Consider the following 24131-nt stretch of genomic DNA (forward strand, 5'->3'; position numbering starts at 1 on the left):
CCGCGCTGGGGGGATTCCCGGCCAGGGCGGGCCCCCGGGCGCTACTGTTGACCACACTGTGGACGACCCTCCTGATCGCACGTCGCCGGGCCGACATCCGAACGCGGCCCGACATGCCCGCCCGCGCCGCCTGCTCCTCCTGCTCAGGAGGCCCTCGGTATGACCGTCGTCGACCTCCTCATGCTCGTGGGCGGCGTCCTCCTCACCCTCGGGACGGGCGTGTTCGTCGCGAGCGAGTTCGCGCTCGTCAACCTCGACCGCGCCGACCTCGAGGCCCGGCGTGAGCGCGGCGCAGCGGGGCTGACACCCGTCATCCAGGCGCTCAAGGTGACGGCGACCCACCTGTCGAGCGCCCAGCTCGGCATCACGCTCACCACGCTCCTCAGCGGGTACCTCCTCGAACCCTCCATCGCGCACCTCATCGAGGGCCCGTCCACGGCGCTCGGTCTGCCGGACGAGGTCGTCGAGCCCGTCGGGTCCGTCGTGGCGCTCGTCATCGCGACCCTGCTGTCGATGGTGCTCGGAGAGCTCGTGCCGAAGAACTTCGCGCTCGCCCTGCCGCTCGGTACCGCCCGACTCGTCGTGCCCGTGCAGATCGTGTTCACGACGGTGTTCCGACCCGCGGTCGCGTTGCTCAACGGCACCGCGAACGCCGTGCTCCGCACGATCGGGATCGAGCCGCAAGAGGAACTGTCCGGTGCCCGGAGCGCCGAGGAGCTCACGAGCCTGCTCCGCCGATCCGCGATGGAGGGCAGCCTCGAGCAGGACACCGCGACGCTGCTCACCCGCACGATCGCGTTCTCGGAGCACACCGCGAGCGACGTCATGACGCCGCGCCCGCGGGTGTCGACGATCGGGGTGGCCGAGTCCGCCGCCGACGTCATCGCCCTCGCCCGCCGCACCGGGTTCAGCCGGTTCCCGGTGATCGACGAGGACGCGGACGACGTCGTCGGCATCGTGCACGTCAAGGCAGCCGTCGCCGTACCGCGCGACAAACGGGCGGAGGTGCCGGTCGGTGCGCTCCGGACCGAGGCCGAGCGCGTCCCCGAGACGATGCACCTCGACTCCCTGCTCACCGCCGTCCGCGGTCGCGGGTACCAGATGGTGATCGTCGTCGACGAGTACGGCGGCACCGCCGGGGTCGTCACGCTCGAGGACCTCGTCGAGGAGCTCGTCGGTGAGGTCTCCGACGAGCACGACCGGACGCGGGTCGACGTGGTGCGGTCACGGGGCTGGCTGACGTTCCCGGGCCTGCTGCGCCCGGACGAGCTGCAGGACCGTGCGGGCGTCCGTGTCCCCGACGACGGCCCGTACGAGACCATCGGTGGCTTCGTGATGAGCCGACTCGGACGCCTCCCGGTGGTGGGCGACACGGTCCCCGTCGACGGCGGGATGCTCCGTGTGGAGCGCCTCGACGGCCGCCGGATCGACCGCATCCGGTTCACGCCCACGCCCACGCCGACGGCGGTCGACGAGGGTGAACCGGCGGTGCCCGGGTCGTCGAGCATCGCGCCCGAGGTGCCCGACGAGGTCGGGGTCCGACTGGGGGTCCCGCGATGAGCGACTGGCTCGGCATCCTCTGGCTCGTCGTGCTGCTGCTCGGCAACGCGTTCTTCGTGGCCGCGGAGTTCGCCGTCATCTCGGCGCGACGGTCCCAGATCGAACCGCGCGCGGAGCAGGGCTCGCGGGCCGCGCAGCGCACGCTCTGGGCGATGGAGCACGCCACCCGCATGCTCGCGACGACGCAGCTCGGCATCACCGTGTGCTCGCTGCTCATCCTCAACGTCTCGGAACCCTCGATCCATCACCTGCTCGAGGGGCCGCTGCACCTCACGGGGTGGGACGTCGAGGTGACCGGCACCATCGCGTTCGTCATCACGCTCGTGATCGTGTCGTTCCTGCACGTCGTGTTCGGCGAGATGGTGCCGAAGAACATCTCGTTCTCGATGCCGGACCGGGCCGCGCTCGTGCTCGTGCCGACGCTCTGGTACCTCGGGCACGGCGTCCGAGGGATCACCGTGGTCCTGAACGCACTGGCGAACGGGTTCCTCCGCGTGTTCCGGGTCGAGCCGAAGGACGAGGCCGTCAGCGCGTTCACGGTCGACGAGGTCCAGACGATGGTGGAGCAGTCCCGCCGCGAGGGCACGCTCGTCGACGCCGCCGGCACGCTCGCCGCCGCGTTCGAGTTCACGGCGAAGAAGGTGCGGGACGTCGCGGTGCCGATGCCCGACCTCGTCACGCTCCCGGACGACGCCACGCCGGGCGACGTCGAACGGGCGGTCGCGACCCGTGGGTTCTCCCGGTACGTGCTCGTCGGCGACGACGGCGACCCGACGGGCTACGTGCACGTCAAGGACGTCATCGACCTGCGCGAGGACGAGTTCGACGACCCGGTGCCGCCGAAGCGCATCCGCCAGCTCATCTCGCTGTACCGCGACATGGACCTCGAGGACGCACTCGCGACGATGCGGGCGGCGGGTGTCCACCTGGCGCGCGCGTTCGACGCCGACGGTCGGACGACGGGCGTGCTGTTCCTCGAGGACATCCTCGAGGAACTCGTCGGCGAGGTCGAGGACGCGACCCGACGTCGCTGAGCCGGGTCGCGCCTCCCGGAGGGCGGCGCGCGCGGTCGGCTCGTGCCGGCACGCGGGAACTCAGCGCGGGACGCCCTCGAACTTCGCGATCGCGACGGGGCTGACCGGCGTGAAGCAGTTCACGAGCGTGCCGTCGGGATCCCGGAGGAGCAGCGACCGGTTGCCCCACGGCATCGTCGTCGGCGGTGCGACCACCTCGACCGTGCCGTCGTCGAGCTCGGCCGCCAGCGCGTCGACGTCGGCGACGAGGAACTCGACGATCGGCGTCCGGCCCGTGCTCGGGTCCGAGCGGTCGCCGAGCACGGCGGCCATCGTGCGGGTGCTGCCGATCGCGAGGGTCCCGCCGGCGGTCCGGAGTTCGGCGAAGTCCGGTGCGGGGCGGACGGCGGTGACACCGGTCACGCGCTCGTGGAAGGCGACGAGGCGGTCGACGTCGTCGGTGATGAGGCGGACGGAGACGAGGTTCACGGTGGGGCTCCCGGTTCGGTGGCGCCGCTGGTGCGGCGCGGTGGCGGCCGCGGAGTGCGGCGACGACCAGGATCGCGGGCGCGAGCGACAGCCCTGTGTCGGTGTTTCCGGTGCCGATGTCCGATCCGCGTCAGACGAGTGTCAGCGTCCGGAGGTCCCCGTCCGGCACCGCGATCTCCTCGGGGCGCACGGTCCGGCGCGGCGCGGTCTCGGCCGTCACCGTGAGGCCGTCGATCCGGTCGACGCGGAACGCGCGGAGGTCGTCGCGGAGGCGGCACCACCCGAGGAGGTACCACCCGCCGGCGGCGCCGATCCACCCCACGGGCTCGACGTCCCGGAGTGTCGCGCGCCCCGCACGGTCCGTGTAGCGGAGCCGGAGGACGCGCCGCGCCGAGACCGCGTGCCCGAGCGCGGGCGGTGCGGCGGCGTCGAGCGGGACCGCGCCGAGGAAGTGCACGCGGTCGGCCAGGTCCCGCGCGGCGTCCGCGTCGTCGGACCGCATGGCCGCGAGGACCTTGCGCAGTGCCACGGCTCCTGCGTCGCGGAACGGGCTGCCGGCGAGGGCCTGCAGGGCGACCGCGACCGCGACCGCCTCGTCCGGACCGAAGTTGACGGGCGGGAGCGTCCGCGCGCGGTCGATGCAGTAGCCACCCGTCCGACCGGGCTCGGCCCACACCGCGGCACCCGACTGTTGCAGCGCGCTGACATCGCGTTCGATCGTGCGTCGGCTGACGGAGAACCGGTCGGCGAGCCACGCAGCGCTCCGCGGGCGCGGTGCGACGGCACGCAGTTCCTCGACGATCGCGTACAGGCGGTCGGTCCGGTTCACGGGCTCACGATAGTCCGGAGCGGGCCCGGAGCGGGGCCGCTCCGGACTAGACGATCGGCGCGCGGTGGTACTGCCGGGGCGCGTACGGCAGCTCGACGCGGAGCGCCGCCGCGGCCCGGAGGGCGAAGTTCGGGTCGCGCAGGAGTGCCCGACCGATCATGACGACGTCCGCCTGCCCGGTGACGAGGACCTGCTCGGCCTGGTGCGGCTCGTCGATCATCCCGACCGCTGCCGTGGGCACGCCGGTCGCCGCTCGGACGGCCGCCGCGAACGGCACCTGGTAGCCGGGACCGACGGGGATGGTGGCCTGCGGGACGTTGCCACCCGTCGAGACGTCCACCATGTCGGCTCCGTGCTCGGCGACCCAGCGTGTCACCTGCTCGGTGTCCTCGAGCGTCCATCCGCCGTCCACCCAGTCGGTGGCCGAGAACCGCACGACGATCGGCACGTCGGCGCCGACCTCGGCCCGGACGGCGTCGACCACCTCGACGAGCGCGCGTGCCCGGTTCTCGAGGGAGCCTCCGTAGGCGTCGGTCCGGGTGTTGCTGAGCGGCGAGAGGAACTGGTGGAGCAGGTACCCGTGCGCGGCGTGCACCTCGAGCAGGTCGAAGCCCGCGTCGACGGCACGGCGAGCGGCGGCGGCGAAGGCCCGGACGACCTCGTGGATGCCGTCGGTGTCGAGCGCGGCCGGCTCGGCGTAGCCGTCGAACGCGATCGCACTCGGCGCGACGGTCGTCCATCCGCCCTCGTCGGCCGGGACGCTGCCGTGCTGTTCGGCCCAGGTGCGGTGGGTCGACGCCTTCCGGCCGGCGTGCGCGAGCTGGATGCCGGCGGCCGCACCCTGGCTGTGGATGAAGTCGACGATCGGACGGAAGGCGTCGCGCTGCTCGTCGTTCCAGATCCCGAGGTCGTGCGGGGTGATGCGTCCCTCCGGCACGACGGCCGTGGCCTCGGCCAGCACGGCCCCCGCGCCGCCACGCGCGAACGACCCGAGGTGCACCAGGTGCCACGGTGTCGGGACGCCGTCCTGTCGTTCCACCGAGTACTGGCACATCGGGGAGACCCAGATGCGGTTGCGGACCTCGAGTCCGCGGAGGGTGATGGGTTCGAACAGGGCGTGCGTCACGCGGTGGTCTCCTCGTGTCGGGGCGGTGCCCGCCGCGCCGGACGGTGCAGCGAGGGTGTGGAGGAGCGCCCGCGGGACGGGGACGGCGTCGTGCCGCCGTCGGCCCGGCGTCCTCCGTGGCCCCGAGCGGAACGGACTCCTCCAGTCAACCGTAACGTGGGGGACGTGAACGCATTCCGCCCCTTCCGCATCGAGGACGCCGCCGACTGGATCACCCCGCCCGAGCCGGACACCGACAAGTACGGTCGCGGCGTGCTCGGCATCGCGACGGGGTCGAGTGCGTACCCGGGCGCTGCCGTGATCGGTGTCGACGCGGCCGTCCACACGGGCGTCGGCATGGTGCGGTACGTCGGTCCGGAGCGGGCGACGGACTTCGTGCTCGCGCGACGCCCCGAGGTCGTGTCCGGTGTGGGACGCGTCCAGGCGTGGCTCGTCGGCTCCGGGACGAACGCCGACGCCCTCGACGCCGAGACCCGTGAGGGGCTCGCGCACGCGTCGGACGACGGCGTGCCGGTCGTCGTGGACGCCGGGGCGCTCGGCGCGGTCGACCTCGGACCGGCCGCCGTCCTGACGCCCCACGCGGGCGAGCTGGCGAAGCTCCTCGGCGTCGACCGGGCCGCGGTGCAGGCAGATCCGCGTGGATCCGCGCGTCGCGCCGCCGACCGGACCGGCTCGACCGTCCTGCTCAAGGGCCGGATCACGCACGTCGCCACACCCGACGGCGGGCCGTCGTTCACCGCGGACAGCGCCACCCCGTGGCTCGCGGCGGCCGGCGCGGGGGACGTGCTCGGCGGCGTGCTCGGCGCGCTCGTGGCGACGCGGGCCGCGCGGGGGCCCCTGACACCGGCGGACCTGGCGCATCTGGCCGCGACGGCGGCCGTGCTGCACGGCACCGCCGCCGTCCGTGCCTCGGACGGTGGCCCGTTCACGATGACGTCACTCGCGGAACACGTCTCGCGTGTCGTCGCGGACCTCGCGACCGGACGGACCGTCTGAGCGTGGCGGAGCGCTACAGCGGCAGGTCGATCTCCCACACGGGCGGGATGTAGGCACGGGACCACCCCTCGCGCATGCGCGTGATCGCGCGGTCGAACGCCTCGACCAGGTCCATGCCCGGGCGCACCATCGACTGCAGCTGCAGGCCCTCGTAGAGCGCGATGAGCTGCTCGGAGCCGTACGCCGGCACCATGGTGTCCGGCTCCCGTCCGGCCTCGATGTCGCGGGACAGCTGCCGCTGCACCATGAGCTGGAACGTCAGCCACCGGTCCTGGAGGCGCGGCGCGAGCGGGTGCCCGGGCGTCGCGGCGATGTTGAGCATCGCCGTGAGCAGACGCATGAGCGCCGGGTCCTCGACGTTCGCCTCGACGATGCCGCGGAGGAACCGCACGGCGCCGTAGCGCTCGGCGAGCGGGAGGATCGGTGCCATCCGCTGTGCGTTCCAGTGCTCGATGGTGGCGAGCACGAGGGTGTCCCAGGGCCCGATCGTCTCCTCGAGCTCCGCGACCGTCGTCCCCGCGCGCTCCGCGAGCAGCTCGGGCGACGCCTCGTGGAACGCGACATCGCGGAACATCGCGATGGCCGCCTCCAGGATCGGGGTGCGGCGGTCGTCGACGGTCGGAGCCCCGTCCAGCGCGGTGTCGGTCACTCGACCATCCGACCGCAGATCGGGTCTCCGGCGCGACCGCCAGTCCTGGGGACACGGCAGCGGGGTCGGAGGCTGCCCGCGCGGGGCTACCGCGCGTCGAGTTGCCGCTTGACCTGGCTCAGCTCGGGAGGGGTGAGGTTGGTGCCGTCCGCGCGCTTCGCCTCGTGCACGACCCGCCTCGTCGGTCCACCGCGGTCGTCCACCTCGTCCTCGCCGCGCCAGTCCACGGGGCCGAGGCCCGGGATGTCGATCGTTCCGCTGCTCGGGGTGCCCATGCCGAGGACCGTACGCGGGGGCACGTGCGCGGACGTGCGGCAGGGACGGTCAGGAGGCCGGGGTCGCGTGCACCTCGAACTCGACCGACCCGGTGTCCTCGACCTTGACGAACCCGAGACTCGGGGCGGTCACGCCGTAGTCGGCGAACCGGATCGGGATCGTGCCGGACACGTCCGCACCGTCGCCGTCGAGTCCCGACTGGATTGTCGCCGTCACCGTCCGCGTCACGCCGTGCAGGGTGAGTTCCCCGGTGACCCGGCTGGTCGTCGTCCTGCTCGACGAGGACGGCACCGCACCGGGGATCGACGCCGTCGTGGTGAACGTGGCGGTCGGGAACGCATCGGCGTCCATCGCCGAGTCCCGGAAGTACGCGTCGCGCTGGCTGGAGTCCGTGTGGATGCTCGCCACGTCGACCCGGATCGTCGCGGCCGTGATCGCGCTGCCCGCCACCGTGGCGGTGCCGGACACCTGCCCCGTCCGACCCGTGACCGTGACCGGCTGCCCGTTGAGGACCTCGTGCACGCGGTACCCCGCGGTCGAGCCACTCGCCACGCGCCAGGTGCCGTCCATCTCCGCGGTGTGGAGCGTCGACGGCGCCCGGCTCGCGGCGACGCTCGGGGTCGCCTCGGCCTGGGCATCCACGTGGTTCCGGTACACCACGGGGCCGACGACCGCGGCGATCACCGCGAACACCACCACGACGACGCCGATGCCGATCCAGATCGTCCGCTTGCGCATGGCCGAACCGTGGCACGGCGCGCTGCGTCACCCCTGGGAGGCCCCTGGAGACCCCGCCACGGACCGCAGGAACGCCGCCCGTCGCCGCGGGCACCCGCACCGGCCACCGCTACGCTCGTCCGGTGGTGACCGCCCCGCCTGACGCCGTCGCGTCGCACGCGCGTCGCGCCCTCGTCGCCCGCTCGGCGGACATCGCGCTCGTGGTCGCGTTCCTCGGCGTGCACGCACTGCTCTGGTACCTCGACCGCGTGCTCCCGAACCTGCCGCTCGGCGACGTCACGTACACCTACCGGAACTGGGTCGCCGAGGGCGCCGCATCCGGCACCTGGGTCGGCATCGACCGCGACTGGGTCTACCCGGTGGTCGCCCTCGTGCCGATGGTGCTCGCCGCGGCGGGGGGTGTCGCGACCATCGGCACCGGCTGGCTCGTGCTCATGACCGTGCTCGACCTCGGGGTGTTCGTGCTGCTCTGGCGGCACCGCGTCCTCGGGGTGCGCGTCGCGTGGTGGTGGACGGTGTTCCTCGTGGCGCTCGGACCGATCGCCCTCGGTCGGATCGACACCGTGGCGACGTGTCTCGCCCTCGCCGGCGTGGTCGTCCTCGCCGCGCGTCCGGCCGTCGCGTCGTCCCTGTTCACCCTCGCAGCCTGGATCAAGGTCTGGCCGGCCGTGCTCGTCGGGACGCTCGTGCTCCTGCGGCGCGGTCGTCGGCCGGTGCTCATGGCGGCCGGGGCGACGACCCTCGTCGTGGTGCTGGTCGACCTCGTGCTCGGCGGGGGCGCCCACCTGCTGTCGTTCGTCGGGCAGCAGACCGGGCGGGGCCTCCAGATCGAGGCGCCGCTGGCGACCGCGTTCCTGTGGCGCGCGCACGCCGGGGTGCCCGGCACCGTCGTGTACTACGACCAGACGATCCTGACGTTCCAGGTGCGTGGATCCGGGACGGCCGCCGCCGCCGCCCTCTCGACACCGTTCATGGCACTCGTCGTCGTGGCCGTGGTGCTCCTCGCCCTGTGGGCCGTGACCGGCGGCGCACGACGAGCCGAGGTCGCTCCGGTCCTCGCGACCGCGCTCGTCGGCGCGCTGCTCGTCACGAACAAGGTCGGGTCCCCGCAGTACATCGGGTGGTTCGCGGTGCCGGTGGTGTGGGGCCTCCTGGCGGGTCGGGCGAGCGCCCTGCGCTTCCTGGCGCCGGCGGGGCTCGCCCTCGTCACCGCGTTCACCACGCAGCTGGTGTACCCCGCCCCGTACGACCGGCTGCTGGCGCTCGACCCGGTGACCCTCGCGGTCCTGTCCGTGCGGAACGCGCTCGAGCTGGCGATCCTCGTGTGGGCGGTCGTCGCGCTCGTCCGCATGCGACGTTCCGTCACCGCCGGCGACCGGGAGGACGGTCGACGGGTCGGTGGCACGATGGACAGATGATCGTCGCGTTCTCCGTCGCCCCGTCCGGGGGTCCCGCCGCCGCCGAGGACGGCTCGGTGCACGACGCCGTCGCCGCGGCTGTCCGCGTCGTGCGGGCGTCCGGGCTCCCGAACCGCACCTCGTCGATGTTCACCGAGCTCGAGGGCGAGTGGGACGAGGTCATGGCCGTGGTCAAGGCCGCGACCGAGGCCGTCGCCCCCTTCGGCACGCGCGTGTCCCTCGTGCTCAAGGCCGACATCCGGCCGGGGCACACGGGCGAGATCGACGGCAAGCTCGCCCGCCTCGAGCGCGTTCTGGGCCGCGACTGAGCACTGCTGGCGCCGCGGCTGAGCGACCGGGCCGCGGCTGAGCGCTGACCGGGCCGCGACTCCGGCCGGCTCCGGTGCTCGCCGCGAGCGGCGCATGCGCAGACCTGGGAGCGCTGCGTGCGATCGGCCGACACGCCGCGGTGGTTCCGGCGATGTCGGTGGTCGGGTGTGTCCTTGGATCATCGGGGCGGACGTGATCCCCACACCAGGGACCTGCCCGACCCGGTCGACAGGACGAAGCGCGACGGGCCACGACGTGGTCACGGACAGGAGGCTCGGATGATCTTCGAGGGATGGTGCCCCGACTGCGACCTGCAGACCGTGCTGGTGGACACCGGCGACGGGCCGGAGCACGGCGAGCAGGCGTGGGCCACCTGCACCGAGTGCGGTGTCGGCTGGACCTGGCGTGACGCGCTTCCCGAGCCGAGGTCTTCCGCCCGTGACCGCAGCGACGACAACGAGGTCGCGGCTCGCGCGGCCTGAGCGCATGCACGGCTCGAACCGAGGCGTGGGCCGGACGTCAAGCAGGTCGAACCGATTCGACCGGACACGCCGAGCTGTGCTTCCGAGGCCACTGATGCCGACCTAGCATGGACGGAGCCCGTTGCGAACGGGCATGCTCGCCGCCGAGCGCCCCGGCTCCGCCGGTCGTGACGGCCCCGTCGGCGCGGCGCGGGAGCAGCGGGGCCCTGACACCAGCTCCGCGGTGCGATCCCGTCCGACCCCCGCCGGAAGACACGCCATGACCACGCTCACGCCCGCGCGCAAGACCGCGGCGCTCCTCGCGCTCGCCCTCGGTGGGTTCGCCATCGGCACGACCGAGTTCGTCGCCATGGGCCTCCTGCCGAACCTCGCGTCCTCCCTGCTGCACCACCAGTACGTGGTCGACCCCGAGGCCGGTATCGCCCACGCAGGCTGGCTGGTCAGCGCCTACGCGCTGGGCGTCGTCGTCGGCGCTCCGACGATCGCGGCGGCGGCGGCGCGGTTCCCCCGCAAGCAGCTCCTGCTCGGCCTGCTCGTGGGCTTCACGCTCGCCACGGTCGCCAGTGCGGTGCTCCCGTCGTTCGGCCTCGTCCTCGCGGCGCGGTTCGTGGCCGGCCTGCCGCACGGGGCGTACTTCGGCATCGCCTCGCTCGTCGCCGCGGAGATCATGGGCCCGGGCAGCCGCGGCAAGGGCGTGTCGATGGTGCTCGGCGGACTCACCATCGCGAACGTCGTCGGCGTCCCGCTCGTCACGTTCATCGGTCAGCACGCCGGATGGCGCGCCGCGTACCTGATCGTCGCGGCGCTGTTCGCGCTCACCTTCGTCGCGGTCGCCACGCTCGTACCGTTCCACCCGGCCGAGCCGGGCGCGTCGTTCCGGCGGGAGCTCCGCGCGTTCCGGGTCCCGCAGGTGTGGATCATGATGGCGTGCGGTGCCATCGGCTTCGGCGGCTTCTTCGCCGTGTACTCGTACATCTCACCGCTGGTGCAGCACGTCACGCACCTGCCCGTGTCGTTCGTTCCGTTCGTGCTCGTCACCGTCGGCGTCGGCATGACGGTCGGCAACATCGCGGGTGGTCACTTCGCCGACGTCGACCTGCGCCGGGCCACGTACGTCGGGTTCGCCGCGCTCATCGCCGCGCTCCTGCTCGTGACGCTCACCGCCGCGACCGTCGTCGGGCTGTTCGTCGGGATGTTCGCCCTCGGTGCCACCTCGTCCATGATCTCGCCGAGTGTCCAGTCGCGGCTCATGGACGTCGCGGGGGAGTCGAAGGGCATCGCCGCGGCGCTCAACCACTCGGCGTTTAACATCGGGAACAGCCTCGGCGCGCTCCTCGGGGGCAGCGCGATCGCCGCCGGCTGGGGCTACGCCGCCCCGGGCTGGATCGGCATCGTCCTGGCACTGCTCGGCCTCGGCATCATCACCATCAGCTTCTCGATGGAGCGGCGGACGAACCGTCGCACGGCCCTGGCGCGGGACCAGCACCCGCGCACCGGCCCGATCACGTCGCCGGTGCCGACCGTCTGACGTGCGCGACGGCCGAGACTCCTCGGGGTCTCGGCCGTCGCGGATCCTCAGAGCCCGTGCGGAGCGTCCGTCTGGATGATGATGCCGTCGGTGATCGCACGCTTCCGCAGGGCGACCTTCGTGCCGACGTCGAAGCCCGCGACCCGGTACTTCTCGCGGATGCGCTTGAGGTAGCTCTTCGCGGTCTCCTCCGAGATCCCCAGCTGGTAGGCGACGCTCTTGACCGGCTCGCCACCGCCGTACAGCGCCATGACGCGGCGCTCCTGGGCACTCAGCTTCGGCACGCCGCCGACGTCCCCGGCGTTGAGCGCCAGGTCGAGCTCGGCGGAGATGTACGGCTCGCCGCGGTGCGCGGAGCGGATCGCCTCGACGATCATCTCGGCGCCCTCGCTCTTGACGAGGTAGCCCATCGCGCCGGAGCCGAGGGCCTCGCGCACGACGTTCGGCTCCGAGTAGGTGCTCATGACGACGGTCGTGACACCCGCGGTCTTCAGCGTGGAGATCTTGAGGGAGATCGGGATCGAGTCCTTGAGGTCGAGGTCGAGGAGCACGACGTCGACGGGGAACGCCGGATTGGTCAGGAGTTCGGGCCACGTGGTGACCGCCGCGACGAGCGTGATGTCGTCGGCGGCTCCACGGATCCACTCCGTGAGCGCTCCGAGCAGCATGCGGTGGTCGTCGACGAGTGCGAGTCGGATGGGGTCCTCGGGAGCTGCCACGAGCGGCGTCCTTTCTTGGCGGTACCGGGATCCTAGGTGGATCGATCGGCGGTGGAGGAACAGGCGGTCAGTGTGTCGCGGCTGGTGCCCGGGATCCGGTGACGGCGGTCACATCGACGGGTGTCGGTTGACCACGCAGTGCACGACGACGTGCAGGACGCCGTCGCGGACGGTGTCCGTGTACGGCCCCACGCGTTGGAGCGCGCTCCACGCCGCTGGGCCGAGCCGACGTCGTGGGACGCCGCGTGACTCGATGACGACGGGCACGTCCATCGTCTCGTCCGACACGGGATGACCGGCGGCGCCCATCGGACCGAGGGTCACCGACACGGTCGCGCTGCCGGTCGTCGCGGCGCGTCCGTCGCCGACCATGAGCCAGATCGCCTGTAGGAGACCGTCGCGCTGCGCGGGGGTCAGGTGGCCGGCGAGCGAGCCCGGATCGGTCACGCTCACGGCGCGCCCGAGGTGGTCGGATTCGGTGATCGCGTGGTACAGCCAGGTCTCCCGGCGCCCCTCGATGAGGTGCAGCCGGAGCTCGGTGGCGAGCTGCGCGGCCACGGACGCACTGGCGGGGGAGAGCGGCAGGGGATCGGTGCCGTTCGCGACGCTGTCCAGGAGCTTCTCGGCGGCGAGGTCGAGGCGCGCGAGTTCCTCGGACGCGAGCATCCCGACGGCGAACTGCGGCGCCGTCACGGTGCTCTGGACGAGCACACGGTCGAGTTCGCGCTGCACGAGCTGTCGGAACCGATGCACGATGAAGAGCGCGACCGACGGCGGGACGAGGACGAGCGCGAGCATCGAGACCTGCCCGGGCAGGGTCGTCCGGTCGATCGGCGTCGAGACCAACGTCATGACGACGAACGCCACACCGAGCGCGACGATCGCCACGACGACCTCGCGGGCGGGACGCAGCGTGGTCATCGGCAGGAGCGCGAACCCGGCGGCGATCGACGCGGTCGCGGTGTGGGCGATGTCGTGCTCCGGCCAGACCGCGATGAAGTCGAGGGCGACGACGCAGGCGAGCACGAGGCAGATGAGCGTGAACGCGAGCCCGGTGAGGCGCTCGCCGTACGTCAGCACCGTCGCGGTCACCCCGATCGCGGCGACGATGTAGAGCAGCCACGCGGCCGCGGCGGCGTACGGGTCGCTGTAGTCGGGCCAGTGCACGAGGAACAGCACGATGCCCGACACGGCCTGCAGGGCGGTGAGCACGGCCGCACCGAGGCCGAGGTGACCGGTGCCGAGCGACGCCCCGGGCTGCGCCGCCTGCTGCAACGAGCGCGCCCCGGTCGAGGTCGACGGCAGACCACGCGCCTGGCGCCGGTCGTTGCCCTTCGCGCGCTCGCGGGCCTCGCGCCGTGTGCGTGGGGGTTCCTCCCGGCTGCCGATGGTCTCGCGGCCGATGGTGTCCTCGGGGAAGGTCATCGCGGGGCCTCCAGGACGACCGTCGTGCCCGAGCCGGGCGCCGAGAACAGGCGGGCGTCGCCGCCGACCTCGCGGAGGCGGTTCACGACGCTCTCCTTGAACCCGAGGCGCTCCTCGTTGATGGAGTCGATCTCGAACCCGACGCCGGAGTCGGTCACCATGGCGCGGACCATGCTCGTGTCGTGGACGATCGTGACGTGCGCCTCGGCGACACCCGCGTGACGGCGCACGTTCTCCAGGCACTCGGCGAGCGCGAGCAGGAATGCGTCGAGCACGTGCGTGGGCAGGAGGACCTGGCCGGTGCCGTGCCAGCTCACCTCGAGTCCCATGCGGCCGAACCGCTGCTTGACGGACTCGAGGGTCTGCCCGAGGGGTGACTCCTCGGTCTGGGTCAGCGTGTAGCCGTTCGACTCCTGGGGCTGCGGGGTCGCGCCGAGGCGGAGGTGGCGGAGCAGTCGGGCGTCCTCCGCTGCCTGCTCGCGCATGGCCTGCTCCGAGACGCCGACCCCGGAGTGGGCGAGGAGCGTCAGGGTCGCGAGGACGGTGTCGTGCAGGAGGCGGGCCCCCTGGCGACGCTGTGCCTCGGTCTCGCTCGCCTGCCGCTCGGCGCGGTGTGCGTTGCCGATGCTGAAGATCCTGCGAGCGACCCGCGGGATGCTCAGCGACACCCAGTAGGCGATGACGCAGGTGAGCACCCAGCCGAGCAGCACGCCGCCGACGGGGCTCGCGAACGGCGAGCGACACGTCCAGACGACGATGCCGACCGCGGCGACGCCGGACAGGAGCACGAGCACGAGCAGCGCCGGACGGCCGCGTTGCGACATGACGAGCGACGACAGGCCACCCGCGGCGAGGGGGACCAGGCCCGCGGCGACGACGTCGCGGTCGCCGGCGTCGCCGACCGACTGGGTGAGCGCGACGAGGGCACCGACGCCGCCCACGACCGCCAGGACGGTCCAGTACCAGGCGCCGTTCGCACCGACACCCCAGAGCGCGCCGACGAGCACCGCGACGCCGAGGAGCCCGACGACGAGCGGCGCGGTCGGGATGCTGCCCGCGCACAGGACCGCCACGACGCTGACGAGTGCGCAGACGATGCCGACAACGCGCGTCGTCGTCCGGAGCAACCGGTCACGTTCTTGCGCGATGAGGTCCATCGATGTCCTGCAGGGGGAAACGGATCCGCGAGGTGGTTCCTTCGCGTTTGACCATGCTCGCACAGACGGCACCCGTTCGAGGGGATCCGGCACGGTCCGGGTCCCCGGTCTGGTGCTGAATCGTTATCACCAGCGAACGATCGCCGCGGTCACGCGTCGTGCAGCAGCCGCCGGAGGTGTCGCCCCACGGCCTCGTGCTCGATGAGGAAGCCGTCGTGTCCGTACGCGCTCGCGATGACCGTCGCGCGGTCGCCGTCGAGGGTGTCCGGGATGCCCGCGGCGATGCGGTCCTGGTCCTCGAGGGGGAACAAGCGGTCGCTCGTGATCCCGACGACGAGGGTGCGGGCACGGACCCGCCCGAGTGCCGGGACGACGCCGCCTCGGCCGGTCCCGACGTCGTGGGAGTCCATCGCGTGCAGGAGCGTCAGGTACGAGTCGGCGTCGAACCGCCGGGTGAACTTGTTCCCGTGGAAGTCGAGGTAGCTCTCGACCGAGAACCGTCCGTCGTCGCCGAGCGGCGACACATCGCTCTGCCAGCTCCGGGCGAACCGCCCGTTGAGCTCGTCGGGAGCGCGGTAGGTCAGGAGCGCCATCCGGCGGGCGAGCGCGAGGCCGCGGTGCGGGCCGTCGCCGGGTTCGGCGTCGAAGTAGTCGCCGCCGGCATACCCGGGGTCCATCTGGATCGCGGCGCGCTGCAGGGAGTTCCCCGCGATCTGGTCCGCCGTGGTCTGCGCCGGTGCCGACAGCACCGCCAGCCGCTCGACCCGCTCCGGGTACGTCACGGCGAACTCGAGGGCGTGCATGCCGCCCATCGAACCGCCGACGACCGCCGCGAACCGGTCGATGCCCAGATGGTCCGCCAGGCGCGCCTGGACGCCCACCTGGTCGCGGACGGTGAGGAACGGGAACCGCGACCCCCACTCGACGCCGTCGGGGGCGAGTGCGGACGGCCCCGTCGTGCCCTGGCAGCCGCCGAGCATGTTCGGCGCGACGACGAACCACCGGTCGGTGTCGATCGCCCGACCGGGGCCGACGACGTCCTCCCACCAGCCGGCCGTCCGGTGTCCGGGCCCCGCCGGGCCGGTGACGTGCGAGTCGCCGGTGAGCGCGTGGAACACGAGCACGGCGTTCGAGCGCTCGGCGTCGAGTTCGCCCCAGGTCTCGTAGGCGACGCGGGTCGACGGGAGCACCCCGCCGCGGACGGTCACGGCGCCGAGGTCCAGGAACCGGCGGGAGCCCGCCGGGTCGCCGGGTCGCCAGGCGCCCGTCACCGGTGGCTTGCCGACGATCCCGAGGCCGCCACCGAGCAGGGCGGGACCGGGGACCAGGGTCGAGGGGACCGAGTCCTCCGGGGTCGTCTGCCAGTCCATCGTCCGCCCATTCTCCCGGGGTCGCGGACGGCGTGGGTGCTTTGTTACGCGAGGGGCGTGGCGGGCGGGCTCCGGGCCTCCCGGCCGGACCCGGCCGGGATCCACGTCCGTCTGAGGGAGCGGGGCGATCGGACGTGCGCCGCCCCACGCTCGCTGAGCGCCGCCGACGGCCGTCCGGTAGACGTGGAGGGCCGCGCCGCTCGGGCGACGGCAGGACGCGAGGAGGACCGGATGGCTCGTGGGATCGCCGTGGTGACGGGAGGCTCGGCCGGACTCGGCCGGGCGACGGTGCGGGAACTCGCCGCACGGGGCTGGGACGTCGCCGTCCTCGCCCGCGGGCAGGAGGGCGTCGACGCGGCGGTCGCCGAGGTGCGGCGAGCCGGGAGGCGCGGCCTCGCGCTCGTCGCGGACGTCGCGGATCGCGAGGCCGTCGAGGCCGCCGCCGACCGCGTCGAGGCCGAGCTCGGGCCGATCGACCTGTGGGTCAACGGGGTCATGGTCGGCGTGTTCGGCTCGTTCATGGACACCGACCCGGACGACTTCGCGCGGGCGAACCAGGTGACGTACTTCGGGTTCGTCAACGGGACCCGTGCCGCACTGCGTCACATGCGGCCGCGGGACCGCGGACAGGTGATCCAGGTCGGCTCCGCGCTCGGGTTCCGCGGGATCCCACTGCAAGCGGCGTACTGCGGCGCGAAGCACGCGATCGTCGGGTTCACCGAGTCGGTCGTCAGCGAGCTGCGCAACGAGGGCAGCAACGTCACGGTCTCGCGGGTCGACATGCCCGCGCTCAACACGATCCAGTTCAACTGGGTGAAGTCGAAGTTGCCACACCACCCGCAGCCCGTGGCGCCGATCTACCAGCCCGAGGTCGGGGCCCGCGCCATCGCGACGGTCGCCGAGCGGCCACGCCCGCGGACGTGGGTCGGAGAGTCGACCGTCTACACGATCATCGGGAACCGGATCAGCGGCCGGTTCGCGGACTGGTACGCCGCCCGCACGCTCGTCGACGGCCAGCAGGCGCCACAGAAGGACGAGCCGATGCTGCCCGACAACCTCTACGAGCCGGTGCCGGGGGACCACGGTGCGCACGGGATCTTCGACGACACCGCCCACGCGTGGTCGCCGCAGACCTGGTTCGTCGAGCACCGCCGCCTCGGGTCCGCGATCCTCGCGGGCGCGATCGGCGTGGCCGGCGTCGTCGCCACCGCCACCCGTTCCGTGGGTCGCGGCCGATGAGTCTCGGTGCAGCACCGGGGCGCCGCACCGGTCGGGAGGCCCGGCACCCGTCCGCACGGCCCGGTTCCGCCGCCGCGGTGGAGGTGATGCGGGGCGGCCTGGGCGTCCTGCACCTCCTCGCGGCGCGAGGCGGTGCACCCGACCGGGCAACGGGTGCGCGTCGGGGCGGGGTCGCCGCGTTCCACCGGGTGCTCGGGCTGCGGCAACTCGTCGAGGCCGTGGTGCTGCGCCGGGTCGACACCCCCGACGCGCACACGGTCGCCGCCGTGGTCGATGCGACCCACGCGGTCTCGATGCTGCCGCTGCTGCTCGTCGGCGGTCGGTGGCGACGCCTCGGCGCGTCCCAGCTCGTGATCGCGGTGGGGCTCGGCGTCGCCGAGGCGCTCCTCGTCGGCCGGGGCCGCCGCCGCTAGCCCTCGTCGGCCGGGGCCGCCGCCGCTCGCCCTCCTCAGCCGAGATCGCAGAACACGCCGTTGTCACAGCGGTCGAAGCGGCGTGTTGCGCGATCTCGGCGGGAGGGCGTCGAGCCGGGCCCGGTCGGTCGTCAGGCGGTGAGGCCCGCCTCGGCGACCCGACGCGCGGCGGCGAGGCCGGCCTCCAGGTCGGCGATGAGGTCCGCGACGTTCTCGATGCCCACCGACAGGCGGACGAGACCCGGCGTCACGCCCGTGGTGAGCTGCTGCTCGGGCGTGAGCTGCGAGTGCGTCGTCGACGCCGGGTGGATCACGAGGGACCGCACGTCACCGATGTTCGCCAGGTGACTGAACAGCGACAGGTTGTCGACCAACGCCCGGCCGGCGTCGACGCCGCCCTTGAGCTCGAACGACAGCACCGCGCCGACGCCCTTCGGGGCGTACTTCGTGGCCGCGGCGTACCAGGGGCTCGTCGGCAGTCCGGCGTACGCGACCGTCGCCACGTCCGGGTGACGGTCGAGCCACTCCGCGATCTCCTGCGCGTTCTGCACGTGCCGCTCGATCCGCAGGCTCAGCGTCTCGATGCCCTGGAGCAGCGCGAACGCGGTGTCCGGCGAGTTCGAAGCACCGAGGTCGCGGAGGAGCTGCACCCGCGCCTTGACGACGTACGCGAGGCCGTCGCCGACCGCCTGCGTGAACACGGCGCCGTGGTACGACGGGTCGGGCTGGTTCAGCTCCGGGAACCGCTCGGCGTGCTGTGACCACGGGAACCGGCCGCCGTCCACGAGCACGCCGCCGATCACGGTGCCGTGGCCGCCGAGGAACTTCGTCGCCGAGTGCACCACGATGTCGGCGCCGTGCTCGAACGGACGGATGAGGTACGGCGTCGCGATGGTGTTGTCGACGACGAGGGGCACACCGGCGTCGTGGGCGACGCCGGACACCGTCGCGATGTCGAGCACGTTGATCTTCGGGTTGCCGATCGTCTCGGCGAAGAAGAGCTTCGTGTTCGGCCGCACGGCCCGGCGCCACTCGTCCGGGTCGTCCTGGTCCTCGACGAACGTCGTCTCGATGCCGAGCTTGGCGAGCGTGTACTTGAACAGGTTGTACGTGCCGCCGTAGATCGACGACGAGGACACGATGTGGTCGCCGGCGCCCGCGATGTTGAGCACGGCGTACGTCTCGGCCGCCTGCCCGGAGGACACGAGCAGGGCGCCCGTACCACCCTCGAGCGCCGCGATGCGCTGCTCGACGACGTCGTTCGTCGGGTTCATGATCCGCGAGTAGATGTTGCCCGGCGCGGCCAGGGCGAACAGGTCGCGGGCGTGGTCCGAGCTCTCGAAGACGTACGACGTCGTCTTGTAGATCGGCGTCGCGCGCGCCCCCGTCGTCGGGTCCGGCCGGGCACCCGCGTGCACCTGCGTCGTCTCGAAACGCCAGGTCGTCGGGTCGGTGGTCTCGGTCATGGTGTCCGTCCTCGCAGTCCGCACGCGCCGTGGTGACGTCGGGAGGGACGGCGCACCCTCGCGGTCCGGCCAGGCTAGGACCGCCCTCCACCCACGGCAACGTCGGGCGTCAGCGCGCGTAACACGGCGGCGTCGGGACTCGTCGGCGACCCGCTCCGGAAGGCGCGGGTCGGGTCGGGAGGCGCGGGTCGGGTCAGGAGGCGCGCGTCGCCTCCGACGTCGGCTCCTGGTCCGGGTCGCGCCGGAACAGCAGCGGCACCCGCGGCTCGAGCAGCCACCGGGTCGCGGCCCGGACCGGTGGCGTCGCGAGCAGCACGGCCACCGTGATCGCGAGCGCCACCATGAGCAGCAGGTACGGCCAGGCCGAGTGCGGACCCGACAGCACCCCGGACTCCCGGATCGGGTAGAGCACGAAGGTGTGCAGCAGGTACACGTACATCGTCGCCTGCCCGAAGGCCGACAACCACACCCGCCGCCGCGGGACGAGCAGCAGGAACGACGCCGTGAGGGCGCTCGCCAGCACCATGAGCCCCAGTCGCAGGAACCCGGCCCACCAGGCGTCCTGTCCGAGCCCCGAGTACGAGTCGTCGTAGAAGAACCAGTGGTGCAGTTCGAACGAGCGGAACGGCCGGACGAACACGACGCACGCCGAGCCCCACGCCGCGAGCACCACGACCGCGGCCGACCGCACCCACACGACCACCCGCCGCGGCGCGCCGGCCCACCGGTCCATCACCCCCCAGCCCTTGAGCTGCCAGCCGAGGACGAAGAACGGCATGAGTCCGATCGCACGGGACAGCGACAGGGTGGAGTCGACGTTGTCGAGGTACCCGACGCCGATGCTCGCGGCGACCGTCCACAGCAGCGGCCACCGGAGCTGCGCCAGGTAGGGGAGCACGAGTCGGAAGATCCCGAGCGCGAGCAGGAACCAGAGCGTCCACGTCGGCTGCGTCGGGTTGAACTGCTTCCGGCCCTCGACGATCGACTCCACCACCGTCCAGATCGTCTGCATGACGATGTACGGCACGACGATCTCGGCGATCGTGCGTCGCATCCGCACGGCGGTCGGGGTCGCGGACGACGAGAAGTACCCGCTGATCACACCGAACGCCGAGATGTGGAACGCGTAGATGAACGTGTAGAGCGCCATCGCGTGGTCGCTCGCGGTCGTCTGCCGCTGGATCGCGTGCCCGATGACGACCAGCGTCACCGCGAGGAACCGCGCGGTGTCCCACAACGGCACCCGCACCCGCGCTGGTGCAGGCCCGTCGGGAGCGACCGGAGGAGCCGAGGGCGCGGTCGAGAGGACGTCCGTGCTCATGCCCCGCCACGCTACCCGAACGCGCACCATGATGACCGCCCCCTCGGGGTCGCCCCGGTAGCGTTGGACGACAGGAGTCGGCACCGGAGTCGGCACAGGAGGACACAGCACATGGCAGCACGACGCGCGGTCGTCACGGGAGCGAGTTCGGGCATCGGAGCGGCGACGGTCCGCCTGTTCCGCGCGCACGGATGGGAGGTCGTGGCGGTCGCCCGGCGCGAGGACCGGCTGACGGCGCTCGCCGAGGAGACCGACTGCGAGGCGTTCGTCGCCGACGTCACCGACGCATCGGCCGTCGCGGCGCTCGCCGCACGGGTCGGCGAGCTGGGCGGCGTGGACGCCCTCGTCAACAACGCGGGTGGCGCGTTCGGGCTCGAGCCGGTCGAGACCTCGAGCGTCGACGACTGGCGTGCCATGTTCGAGGTCAACGTCATCGGCACGAAGCAGGTGACGAGCGCGCTGCTGCCCCACCTCCGGACCCGGGCCGACGTCACGGGCGGCGCGGACGTCGTGACGGTCACGTCGACCGCGGCGACGGTGCCGTACGAGGGCGGCGCGGGCTACAACGCCGCGAAGGCCGCGGAGCACGCGCTCGTCGCGGTCCTCCGCCTCGAGCTGAGCGGCGAGCCGATCCGGGTCGTCGAGATCGCCCCGGGGATGGTCCGCACCGAGGAGTTCTCGCTCGTGCGGTTCGGCGGCGACCAGGACCGCGCGGACGCCGTCTACCAGGGCGTCGCCGACCCGCTCGTCGCCGAGGACGTCGCCGCCGCCATCGTGCACGCGGTCGAGCTCCCCGCGCACGTCAACCTCGACCTCGTGACGATCAAGCCCGTCGCCCAGTCCGCGCAGCACAAGGTCGCCCGGGGCGAACTCCGCACCCGGTAGCGCCCGCGGACCGTGAGGGCGATAGCGTGGCGGGATGACCTGCCCCGCCGACGCCGTCCCCGCGGCAGCGCCCGCCGATCCGGCGCCCGCCACCGTCACGTCCGCGGGTGCCGACGCACCCCCGTCCCACGCCGAGGTGCTCGGGTGGCTCGAGTTCGGGGACGCCGCGCGGCACCTCGCCAAGGACGTCCTCGACGCGGGGTTCGTGCCGGACGTCGTCGTCGCGGTCGCCCGCGGCGGGCTCCTCATCGGCGGTGCCGTCGCCTACGCCCTCGGCACGAAGATGTGCGGGTCGATCAACGTCGAGTTCTACACCGACGTCGAGCAACGGCTCGCCGCGCCGATCGTCCTGCCCCCGGCACTCGACGCGCCGAGCCTGGCCGGCAAGCGCGTGCTCGTCGTCGACGACGTGTCGGACAGCGGCCGCACCCTCGCGCTCGTCGTCGACATCGTCCGGCAGGCGGGGGCGGACGTCCGGAGCGCCTGCCTCTACTCCAAGCCCGGAACCGTCCTCGAGCCCGACCACGTGTGGCGGCGCGTCTCCGGGTGGATCACGTTCCCGTGGAGCGCCCTCGCACCCGTGACGGCCGAATCGTGAGCGTCCACCTGGTCGGTGGCGGCACCGACGCCACCCAGGCCTCCGACGTGTACGGACGGTTCCTCGCCGAGGCGACACAGCGCGGCGCGATCGTCGGCCGGTCCGCGCCGCGGGTCGCCGTCCTCGCGGTCGGCGCACCCGACGCGGCCGACACCCTGGTCGCGCTGCTGGGCGAGGCGGGCGGTGGCGACCTCCTCCCCGACGTCGTCGCGGCCGGCGCCACGTTCGACACCCGCGTGCTCAGCGACGTCGACGGCCTCGTGATCGCGGGTGGTCGCACGCCGGACTACGTGACGGCGACGGTGCCGCTCGTCGACCAGATCCGGTTGCTCGTGGCCGACTCGCTGCCGTACCTCGGGTACTCGGCGGGCGCGATGATCGCGGCGGACCGAGCGCTCGTCGGCGGGTTCCGCATCGGCGGGGTGGACGTCTCGCCGGAGTGGACCAGCGAGGGCCTCGACGAGGTCACGCTGCAGGAGGGCCTCGGCCTCGTCGACCTCGCGATCGACGTCCACGCGGCGCAGGCGGGCACGCTCTCGCGGCTCGTCGCAGCCGCCGAGGCCGGCGTCGTCGCGGGTGGTGTCGCCATCGACGAGGACACCGTCCTCATCGTCGGCGAGGGCGCGCTCGAGGTCCGTGGCTCGGGCAGCGTCTGGCGGGTCATCGCATCGGAGGACGGCGAGGGCGACCAGTTCGTCTCGGTGGCGACGATCGGCGCATGACCGACGGCGTCGCGGTGCACCCCCTCGCCGAGCTCGTCGACCCCGGCTGGGCGCGAGCGCTCGCACCCGTGGAGGACGACGTCCACGCGATCGGGGCGTGGCTCCGGGAGGAGGTCCGCGCCGGACGTCCGTACCTGCCGGCGGGGCCGTCCGTCCTGCGGGCCTTCGCCGACCCGTTCGACGACGTCCGCGTGCTCGTGCTCGGTCAGGACCCGTACCCGACGCCGGGGCATCCCATCGGTCTGTCGTTCGCCGTCGACCCGCACGTCCGGCCGGTCCCGCGGAGCCTCGCGAACGTGTACCGGGAGCTCCGGGACGACCTCGGCGTCGAGCCGCCGGTGCACGGCGACCTCCGGGCCTGGTCGTCGCGCGGCGTCCTGCTCCTCAACCGCGTGCTCACGGTCGGTGTCGGCGCGCCGGCGTCGCACCGCGGGCGGGGCTGGGAGCGCGTGACCGAGCAGGCCGTGCGGGCGCTCGCCGCCCGCGAGGCGCCCCTGGTCGCGGTGCTGTGGGGTGCGCAGGCGGCGGCGGTGCAGCCGTTCCTCGGGGACACACCGGTGGTGGCGTCGGCCCACCCGAGTCCGCTGTCGGCCGCACGCGGCTTCTTCGGCTCGCGCCCGTTCTCGCGCGTGAACGCGCTGCTCGAGGCACAGGGCGCGGAGCCGATGGACTGGACCCTCCCCGACACGGTGTGAGCGCCGGACGCCCCGCCTCGCCGGTCCGTAGGCTGGCGGGCGTCGCGGCCACCGCGGCCGGGAGGGACGGGTGCGGTGCTCGAAGAGGAATACCAGCCGCGTCGGCGGTTGCCCCGGCACCTCCGGCCCGCGACCACACCCGAACCGGCGTTCACCTACGTGATCCGGGCGGCCGAGCCGAGCGACCTGCCCGACGTCCGTGACATCCACGGCCACTACGTCCGGAACTCGTCGGTCACGTTCGACGCGTCGGCGTTCTCGTTCGCGGCCTGGAAGCAGCGCTACGACGACGTGCGCCGCCGCGGGTTGCCGTTCCTCGTGGCCGAGAACCCCTCGGGGCAGATCCTCGGGTACGCGCTCGTGACGCCCTGGAACCCCCGGGACCGCTCGAACCGCGTGGTGGAGGACTCGATCTACCTCCGCCCGGCGTCGGGTGGCAAGGGGCTCGGACGTGCCCTGCTGACCGCGCTGCTCGAGGAGAGTGCGGTCGCCGGGGTGCGCGAGGTCGTCGCGGTGATCGCCGACCGGGCCGCCGAGGCGTCGATCCGGCTGCACGCGTCGCTCGGCTTCACCGAGACCGGACGGATGGCGCGCGTCGGCTACAAGTACGAACGGTGGCTCGGGACGGTCACCATGCAGCTCCGGTTGCGGGGCGGCCGGGGCCGACGCCCGCTCGCATGACCGTCCGCACCGCCGGGAGCCTCCGCC

The 24131-nt window shown here is 73.0% G+C and carries 26 protein-coding genes; 14 read left to right on the forward strand and 12 right to left on the reverse strand.

All coding sequences use genetic code 11. From position 1 onward, the window contains the following. Nucleotides 1-159: 159 nt before the first annotated feature. A complete protein-coding gene (locus tag DEI92_RS12725; RefSeq protein WP_111013742.1) occupies nt 160-1560 on the forward strand; it encodes a hemolysin family protein in 1401 nt (466 codons plus the stop codon). Then, nucleotides 1557-2594, forward strand: coding sequence for a hemolysin family protein (locus DEI92_RS12730; RefSeq protein ID WP_111009249.1), 1038 nt, complete (start codon nt 1557-1559; stop codon nt 2592-2594). The genes DEI92_RS12725 and DEI92_RS12730 overlap by 4 nt, the downstream gene beginning before the upstream one ends. 60 nt (nt 2595-2654) lie before the next feature. Here the strand turns inward: DEI92_RS12730 and DEI92_RS12735 are convergent, their stop codons facing one another. The 3 genes from DEI92_RS12735 to DEI92_RS12745 all read right to left on the reverse strand — a co-directional run bounded on the left by DEI92_RS12735 (nt 2655) and on the right by DEI92_RS12745 (nt 5017). Beyond that, nucleotides 2655-3062 (reverse strand): VOC family protein, encoded by a 408-nt coding sequence (locus DEI92_RS12735; protein ID WP_111013743.1) that lies wholly within the window; start codon nt 3060-3062, stop codon nt 2655-2657. Nucleotides 3063-3192: 130 nt separating this feature from the next. Then, nucleotides 3193-3891: a YafY family protein gene (locus tag DEI92_RS12740; protein WP_111013744.1), complete on the reverse strand. Its 699-nt coding sequence runs from the start codon at nt 3889-3891 to the stop codon at nt 3193-3195. Nucleotides 3892-3937: 46 nt separating this feature from the next. Next, entirely contained in the window at nt 3938-5017 is a 1080-nt protein-coding gene (locus tag DEI92_RS12745; protein ID WP_111013745.1) for an NADH:flavin oxidoreductase/NADH oxidase, read from the reverse strand. A gap of 165 nt (nt 5018-5182) precedes the next feature. Here DEI92_RS12745 and DEI92_RS12750 point away from each other — a divergent pair, with 165 nt between their 5' ends. Beyond that, nucleotides 5183-6013, forward strand: a complete 831-nt coding sequence (locus DEI92_RS12750) for an ADP/ATP-dependent (S)-NAD(P)H-hydrate dehydratase (protein ID WP_111013746.1) — start codon at nt 5183-5185, stop codon at nt 6011-6013. 13 nt (nt 6014-6026) lie between these two features. Here the strand turns inward: DEI92_RS12750 and DEI92_RS12755 are convergent, their stop codons facing one another. From DEI92_RS12755 to DEI92_RS12765, 3 genes are all read right to left on the reverse strand, one after another. Next, a complete protein-coding gene (locus DEI92_RS12755) occupies nt 6027-6662 on the reverse strand; it encodes a TetR/AcrR family transcriptional regulator (protein WP_111009244.1) in 636 nt (211 codons plus the stop codon). An 86-nt stretch (nt 6663-6748) separates the two neighbouring features. After that, nucleotides 6749-6937 (reverse strand): hypothetical protein, encoded by a 189-nt coding sequence (locus DEI92_RS12760; protein ID WP_111009243.1) that lies wholly within the window; start codon nt 6935-6937, stop codon nt 6749-6751. Nucleotides 6938-6986: 49 nt separating this feature from the next. Further along, on the reverse strand, nt 6987-7676 hold the full coding sequence (locus DEI92_RS12765) for a YceI family protein (RefSeq protein WP_111013747.1): 690 nt from the start codon (nt 7674-7676) through the stop codon (nt 6987-6989). Between the two features lie 125 nt (nt 7677-7801). Here DEI92_RS12765 and DEI92_RS12770 point away from each other — a divergent pair, with 125 nt between their 5' ends. From DEI92_RS12770 to DEI92_RS12785, 4 genes are all read left to right on the forward strand, one after another. Next, complete coding sequence (locus tag DEI92_RS12770; protein WP_146249154.1) at nt 7802-9094, forward strand: glycosyltransferase 87 family protein; 1293 nt, start codon at nt 7802-7804, stop codon at nt 9092-9094. Next, nucleotides 9091-9402, forward strand: coding sequence for a thiamine-binding protein (locus tag DEI92_RS12775; RefSeq protein ID WP_111013749.1), 312 nt, complete (start codon nt 9091-9093; stop codon nt 9400-9402). The genes DEI92_RS12770 and DEI92_RS12775 overlap by 4 nt, the downstream gene beginning before the upstream one ends. A 279-nt stretch (nt 9403-9681) precedes the next feature. Then, on the forward strand, nt 9682-9885 hold the full coding sequence (locus tag DEI92_RS12780) for a hypothetical protein (protein WP_111013750.1): 204 nt from the start codon (nt 9682-9684) through the stop codon (nt 9883-9885). Between the two features lie 259 nt (nt 9886-10144). Further along, nucleotides 10145-11413, forward strand: a complete 1269-nt coding sequence (locus tag DEI92_RS12785; RefSeq protein WP_111009238.1) for an MFS transporter — start codon at nt 10145-10147, stop codon at nt 11411-11413. Nucleotides 11414-11460: 47 nt separating this feature from the next. Here DEI92_RS12785 and DEI92_RS12790 read toward each other — a convergent pair whose 3' ends face one another. From DEI92_RS12790 to DEI92_RS12805, 4 genes are all read right to left on the reverse strand, one after another. Continuing rightward, nucleotides 11461-12132, reverse strand: coding sequence for a response regulator transcription factor (locus DEI92_RS12790; RefSeq protein ID WP_111009237.1), 672 nt, complete (start codon nt 12130-12132; stop codon nt 11461-11463). A gap of 108 nt (nt 12133-12240) precedes the next feature. After that, nucleotides 12241-13557 (reverse strand): hypothetical protein, encoded by a 1317-nt coding sequence (locus DEI92_RS12795; protein ID WP_111009236.1) that lies wholly within the window; start codon nt 13555-13557, stop codon nt 12241-12243. Next, on the reverse strand, nt 13554-14714 hold the full coding sequence (locus tag DEI92_RS12800) for a sensor histidine kinase (protein WP_111009235.1): 1161 nt from the start codon (nt 14712-14714) through the stop codon (nt 13554-13556). The genes DEI92_RS12795 and DEI92_RS12800 overlap by 4 nt, the downstream gene beginning before the upstream one ends. 149 nt (nt 14715-14863) lie before the next feature. Beyond that, nucleotides 14864-16084, reverse strand: coding sequence for a homoserine O-acetyltransferase (locus DEI92_RS12805; RefSeq protein WP_111013751.1), 1221 nt, complete (start codon nt 16082-16084; stop codon nt 14864-14866). Between the two features lie 231 nt (nt 16085-16315). Here DEI92_RS12805 and DEI92_RS12810 point away from each other — a divergent pair, with 231 nt between their 5' ends. Further along, nucleotides 16316-17323: an SDR family oxidoreductase gene (locus tag DEI92_RS12810; protein WP_111009233.1), complete on the forward strand. Its 1008-nt coding sequence runs from the start codon at nt 16316-16318 to the stop codon at nt 17321-17323. Beyond that, nucleotides 17320-17736, forward strand: a complete 417-nt coding sequence (locus tag DEI92_RS12815; protein ID WP_111013752.1) for a hypothetical protein — start codon at nt 17320-17322, stop codon at nt 17734-17736. Before DEI92_RS12810 ends, DEI92_RS12815 begins: the two co-directional genes overlap by 4 nt. Before the next feature lie 131 nt (nt 17737-17867). On the opposite strand, the gene DEI92_RS12820 is transcribed toward DEI92_RS12815, so the two are convergent. After that, the gene (locus tag DEI92_RS12820) at nt 17868-19202 is read right to left on the reverse strand and encodes a bifunctional o-acetylhomoserine/o-acetylserine sulfhydrylase (RefSeq protein WP_111013753.1); all 1335 of its coding nucleotides are present in this window, start codon (nt 19200-19202) and stop codon (nt 17868-17870) included. Between the two features lie 193 nt (nt 19203-19395). Then, nucleotides 19396-20523 (reverse strand): acyltransferase family protein, encoded by a 1128-nt coding sequence (locus tag DEI92_RS12825; protein WP_111013754.1) that lies wholly within the window; start codon nt 20521-20523, stop codon nt 19396-19398. A gap of 111 nt (nt 20524-20634) precedes the next feature. Here DEI92_RS12825 and DEI92_RS12830 point away from each other — a divergent pair, with 111 nt between their 5' ends. From DEI92_RS12830 to DEI92_RS12850, 5 genes are all read left to right on the forward strand, one after another. After that, entirely contained in the window at nt 20635-21408 is a 774-nt protein-coding gene (locus DEI92_RS12830; protein ID WP_111009229.1) for an SDR family oxidoreductase, read from the forward strand. 34 nt (nt 21409-21442) lie between these two features. Continuing rightward, nucleotides 21443-22006 carry a phosphoribosyltransferase gene (locus DEI92_RS12835; protein ID WP_111009228.1) on the forward strand — a complete coding sequence of 188 codons (564 nt, stop codon included), beginning with the start codon at nt 21443-21445 and terminating at the stop codon, nt 22004-22006. Further along, complete coding sequence (locus DEI92_RS12840) at nt 22003-22728, forward strand: Type 1 glutamine amidotransferase-like domain-containing protein (protein ID WP_111013755.1); 726 nt, start codon at nt 22003-22005, stop codon at nt 22726-22728. The genes DEI92_RS12835 and DEI92_RS12840 overlap by 4 nt, the downstream gene beginning before the upstream one ends. Continuing rightward, on the forward strand, nt 22725-23423 hold the full coding sequence (locus tag DEI92_RS12845) for a uracil-DNA glycosylase (protein WP_111013756.1): 699 nt from the start codon (nt 22725-22727) through the stop codon (nt 23421-23423). The genes DEI92_RS12840 and DEI92_RS12845 overlap by 4 nt, the downstream gene beginning before the upstream one ends. Before the next feature lie 75 nt (nt 23424-23498). Continuing rightward, on the forward strand, nt 23499-24104 hold the full coding sequence (locus DEI92_RS12850) for a GNAT family N-acetyltransferase (protein ID WP_111013757.1): 606 nt from the start codon (nt 23499-23501) through the stop codon (nt 24102-24104). Nucleotides 24105-24131 lie beyond the last annotated feature (27 nt).

Origin of the sequence: Curtobacterium sp. MCBD17_034 (assembly GCF_003234515.1) — a bacterium.
Taxonomy (GTDB): Bacteria; Actinomycetota; Actinomycetes; order Actinomycetales; family Microbacteriaceae; genus Curtobacterium.